The following is a 5,241-nucleotide window of genomic DNA, read 5'->3' on the forward strand; positions in this document are numbered from 1 at the left end:
CTGTTCCTAAAGCTGTAACATCATTAGTAAAGTTACCCAACAATAGCTGATTGAAAGATTTTTTTAGATATTCTTCGACTCCTTTATTGTTATTTGTTACTCCTCCAGGAATTATAGGTCCTAATGTTGTTACTCCTACTCCAACTCCCATTCCAGCCATAGCTAATCCAGGATACATTCCTAAATTAAAATTTCCTGATGTTAAACTTCCATGAAAACCATTGCCGCTAGTCCAATTTACAGAAGGATTATTTATAGATTTCATTATGTTAATTCCATCCTTAAAGAAATTACTTACTCCATTAAACACCTTGTTTCCAAATGATATTAATGAATTTCCAATCTTACTTATAAAAGATTGTACTTTATATCCTTTGCTTATTGCTCTTACTCTACTTGCACATCTACTATCAACTTCTTTAAATCTTCTTACTATGTAGTCTATATCTCTTATTATTTTTTCTATTTTGGAGTTATTACTTTTTAAACTACTATAGTAACTTTGCAAATTATCTGTTTCTACTCTTATTCTACCTGATCTTCCATTTACCTGCAATTTTACTTTTGCTGAATTTATATTGTTTGATGCGCTATTTCTTCTTTCATTTGCTCTTATTAGATTACTTTTCAATAGGCTTGTCTCACTATAGGATATTCCTACTATTCCACTTCTTCCTAAACTTATGGTACTCAAATCTCTTCTCCTTTATTTTATTTAATATTCTATAATATATAATCATTCTGCACATTTTATTTTTTCCCTCTATATTCCAGTATGATTTACAATCTTACAGTATTATAAAATTAATGTACTTATTTTATAAATCAAATTTACTATCTAAATGGGTGTTTTTCTCTACTCCTATAAAACCTGTTATTCATCACCAATTCCAATGTAGTTATCTCGACTTTATATATATCCTCTAAAGTATTTATTGTTATCATTTCTTCAATCCCTTCAATAGTAGATTACTGCTTTTAATTTATCTTCTCTACTACTGTTAATATAAAATATCCTAGTAGTGTCCACACTGCTAAGACCTAATAGTTTACTTACTGTTGAAATTAGTAATCATTAGAATCTCATCCCTTACCGTAAATCTTTATTTAATGATTCAAGAAATTAATATCCTTAATCTTAATGCTACATAGTTCACTAACTTTAACACCTGTATAAAGTAGTAACATTACAATCACCTTATTTCTTTTACTTACTTTCTCTTCATTCTGAATGTAGAAGAGAATCCTCTTAACCTCATTATCACTGTAAACTTCTACTTGTTTCTCCGAGCCGTAGGCTATTTTTACTCTATCCTCAGAATTTTCTACAACTATTTCTTTCATCTCACCAGTTGCTAGAAAGTATCTATTTAGTACATGAATACTATTTATCTTTTTATTGATAGTTGCTACCTCATAGTTACTTTCTACTAGAAAATTCTTATAGCTTACTACGTAGAATCGTTGTAGATTGCCATTGAATTCAACTCCTTTACTTCCTAGAAATTCTATAAATCCTCTAATATCTCCAACATAGCTTTCAATTGTTTTAGAACTCTTCCCATCTTCAATTAGACTTATCTTGAAATCCTCAATTATTTTACACATATACTTTACCTCCTTGAATTTTTTACATAGAATCAGGAGCACCCGTCAAACGGGTGGTTTGCTCTGCGCCTATAAGGCTCTGTTACTGGCTGTGCTACTCGCACGTCGAACGGGTTTGCCAACCGCATATTTTCACTGGCTACCCCTAAAGGGGCTTTATTACTTGCCTTTCTTTACCGGCTCACCCGTAAACAGGTCTATATATTCCTTTAAACTTATTTGTTCATAAGATAAATCTTCTTGAATTTGATTTTTTATATATTCTTCTATCACTTTCTTATTTCTTCCTACTGTATCAACATAATATCCTTTGCACCCAAACTGCCTATTTCCATATTTATATTTCAAATTTTCATGTCGGTCAAATATCATCAGGGAGCTTTTTCTCTTTAAATATCCAATAAATTGTGAAACACTTAATTTTGGTGGTATACTAATAAGCATATGTATATGATCTTTACATGCATTTGCTTCTATTATTTTTACACCTTTTTGATCGCATAGCTTTCTCAATATTGCTCCTATATCAGCCTTTATTTTTCCATAAATTATTTATCTTCTATACTTTGGTGAAAAAACTATATAATATTTACAATTCCATTTGCTATGTGCTAAACTACTATTATCCATATTGGATACCTCCTTGTATTATAGTTGTGGTCGGCAAACATACTATAATTTTACAACGGAGTTTTTTTTATTTCTACTCACCGCTAGAAGCTTTCAGGAACCACAGGTCGAACCTGTGGTATTCTTTATACAACAAAGAGCCAATGTTTCTTTCCTTAGAAACATTGACTCTTATCATTGTTATAATATATATTTATTTTTTTCTTTTAGTTACATCTTACTGCATTATTAAAATTATGCAGTATTAAAATCAATTATAATATTATTGATTTAAGCAACTTCATTTATTACTCTTTTTTATGCATTAAATTAATTCTTTATTATACATTATTTTTACTATAAGTTATTAATATTCCACTATCTGCTGCTTTAGGGTCATAATATGATTCTATTTCCCCCCAACTATATCTATATCTTAGTGCTACTGGTAATTTTTCATGAGCTTCTCCTAAATTATTTATTAACCAGTTATTATGACTTTCTCTTTTCAATTCTACTTTATCATCACTCCAATCATCATAAGAATTTTTCAATTTTAAATCTGCATTTTTCATTTCTATAGATGATAGGAAACTATCTTTAAATATAATTTTAACCCATAGTGATAATCCGTCTATTATTTGTGGACTTTTAAAATTATATCTTTCAATATTTCCATTTATATAACTATTTACATCCATTAAAAATATTTTTTTAAAACTTTCACTATCCATTCCACTATATATTTCTTTATTATTTATAACTATTTTGCCTTTATCTAGTATCATCTATATCCTCCTATTTTACTTTAGTCCTTCTAATATATCTAACATTTTATTATAATCATCTAATTGCATTTTATAATTATTCAACTCCACTGCCTTCAATTCAACTTTCTTTATTTTTCCACTGCTCAATAACTCTTTAAAATCTGGCAGAAACATTTGAGGTAGTCCACCACTTCCAAATTGCGGATTAGCCTTCGTTATTCCAAAAGCTACATCTATTGGTTCTGTTATTTCATAAGCCATCATTTTACTTCTATATTCAGCAACATCCATTCCATCTTCCCAGTAAGGTTTAACTTGTAGTCCTTCAAACAACTTCCTTGCGTCTCTATCTATCCTATCTAGAGCACTTTTAGTAGTTGCATATCCTGTTGGATATGGGTCTCCAACATATATTACTTTCCCCTTCTTCAAGGTTATGTTTTTATACTTATCAACTCCAACATACGGAAAACCCCCTTGCCAACTTTGAGCTACTTCCGCCGGACTAGTTTCTCTCACCCCCTTCATAGTATCGCTAACTTCATCTATTTTATCTATATTTTTCACTACTTTTGAAGTATCTTTAGCTATATCAGAAACATTATCAAATCCTTTAAAGAGCTTTTTTAATTCACTAACCCCTGGTATTAATGCAACAAGTCCGAAAGCTGTCCATCCAACATGTTTCCATGACCATTCCCAATCAATAAAACATTTTACAAGATCTCTTCCATCCTGTGCAATACCAACAGGTGTAAAACCTACTCCAATTTCACCAACAGTTCCTAATAAAGTTATATCATCAGTATTTGTAAATTCTCCTAATATAACTTGCTTGAAAGATTTTTTTAGATATTCTTCTACTCCTTTATTGTTATTTGTTACTCCTCCAGGAATTATAGGGCCTAATGTTGTTACTCCTACTCCAACTCCCATTCCAACCATTGCTAATCCAGGATACATTCCTAAATTAAAATTTCCTGATGCTAAGCTTCCATAAAAGCCATAACTATTAGTCCAGCTTACTGAAGAATTGTATATATTTTTTATAATGCTAATTCCATATTTAAAAAAGTTACTTATTCCATTAAACACCTTGTTTCCAAATGATATTAATGAATTGCTAATCTTACTTATAAAAGATTGGACTTTATAGCTTCTACTTATTGCTCTTACTCTACTTGCACATCTACTATCAACTTCTTTAAATTTTCTTACTATGTAGTCTATATCTCTTATTATTTTTTCTATTTTTGAGTTATTACTTTTTAAACTGCTATAGTAACTTTGGAGGTTATCTGTCTCTACTCTTATTCTACCTGATCTTCCATTTACCTGCAATTTTACTTTTGCTGAATTTATATTGTTTGATGCGCTATTTCTTCTTTCATTTGCTCTTATTAGATTACTTTTTAATAGGCTTGTCTCACTGTAGGATATTCCTACTATTCCACTTCTACCTAAACTTATAGTACTCAAATTTTCTCTCCTTTAAATAAAATATTTCTAGTTATTCATAATAATTCTATAGGTTTCTTATTGCTTTAATTTGTAAATAAAATACCCTTTACTATAATTGTATTATTTTAGAATAATATGTCAATTTAATTTTAAAATAAAAAAGGCTAGTAAGTAAGATTTTTCCTACCTACTAGCCTTTAAACTTATACTATTTATTTTGCATATCCATAACTTTCACCTGTTGCTAAATCTTTTACTTTTAAATATCCAGTTCTTCCATTATTCCCATAGTACTCAATCCAATTGAATCCATTTTTATTTAATATAACATGATGATATACTACTGATTCCCCTGGATAATAAACTACATCTGTTTTAGCATTTTCTTCTGGAGCTATTCTAACAGTTACAGCTGTATCAAAATAGTAAGTACCAGTTTCAGCATATCTAGTACCAACACTAACTTGAGGTACATATGATGCAACCACATTACCATTAACACCGTACACTATAGCCTTATTTGTACTTGCCATATTCTTAGCATTTTCTAATACACTAAATGCCCCTAATTGTTTTCCATTGGATGTCTTTACTCTGTATATTACTTTAGGTTGTTCTGTAGGAGCTACTGGTTTAGGTGCGACAACTACTGTGTTATTATTTTTGTTTAATCCATATCCCTCTGCTACTCCTTCTACAATTGCATTACATACTTTAGCAAAATTATTATTGTATCTATCCATATCTCCTTGATTAGATATAAAACAAGTTTCTATTAAAGCAGCAGAAACTC

5 protein-coding genes and 1 pseudogene are annotated in these 5,241 nt (G+C 29.8%); all 6 read right to left on the reverse strand.

Annotated features, from left to right (window positions below; all coding sequences use genetic code 11):
• The coding region (locus tag J7M87_RS19660; RefSeq protein ID WP_291653848.1) for a hypothetical protein at positions 1 to 694 on the reverse strand (694 nt) is incomplete at its 3' end.
• 413 nt (positions 695 to 1,107) lie between these two features.
• On the reverse strand, positions 1,108 to 1,608 hold the full coding sequence (locus J7M87_RS19665) for a tyrosine-type recombinase/integrase (protein WP_291653850.1): 501 nt from the start codon (positions 1,606 to 1,608) through the stop codon (positions 1,108 to 1,110).
• Positions 1,609 to 1,767: 159 nt separating this feature from the next.
• A pseudogene (gene tnpA, locus J7M87_RS19670) lies at positions 1,768 to 2,238 on the reverse strand (IS200/IS605 family transposase).
• Between the two features lie 320 nt (positions 2,239 to 2,558).
• A complete protein-coding gene (locus J7M87_RS19675) occupies positions 2,559 to 3,005 on the reverse strand; it encodes a hypothetical protein (protein WP_291653852.1) in 447 nt (148 codons plus the stop codon).
• Between the two features lie 15 nt (positions 3,006 to 3,020).
• Positions 3,021 to 4,466, reverse strand: a complete 1,446-nt coding sequence (locus J7M87_RS19680) for a hypothetical protein (RefSeq protein ID WP_291653854.1) — start codon at positions 4,464 to 4,466, stop codon at positions 3,021 to 3,023.
• 194 nt (positions 4,467 to 4,660) lie between these two features.
• Positions 4,661 to 5,241, reverse strand: a 581-nt coding sequence (locus J7M87_RS19685; protein ID WP_291653856.1) for an SH3 domain-containing protein, incomplete at its 5' end; no start/stop codon positions are given.

The organism is Clostridium sp. (assembly GCF_017888565.1).
Taxonomy (GTDB): Bacteria; Bacillota; Clostridia; order Clostridiales; family Clostridiaceae; genus Clostridium.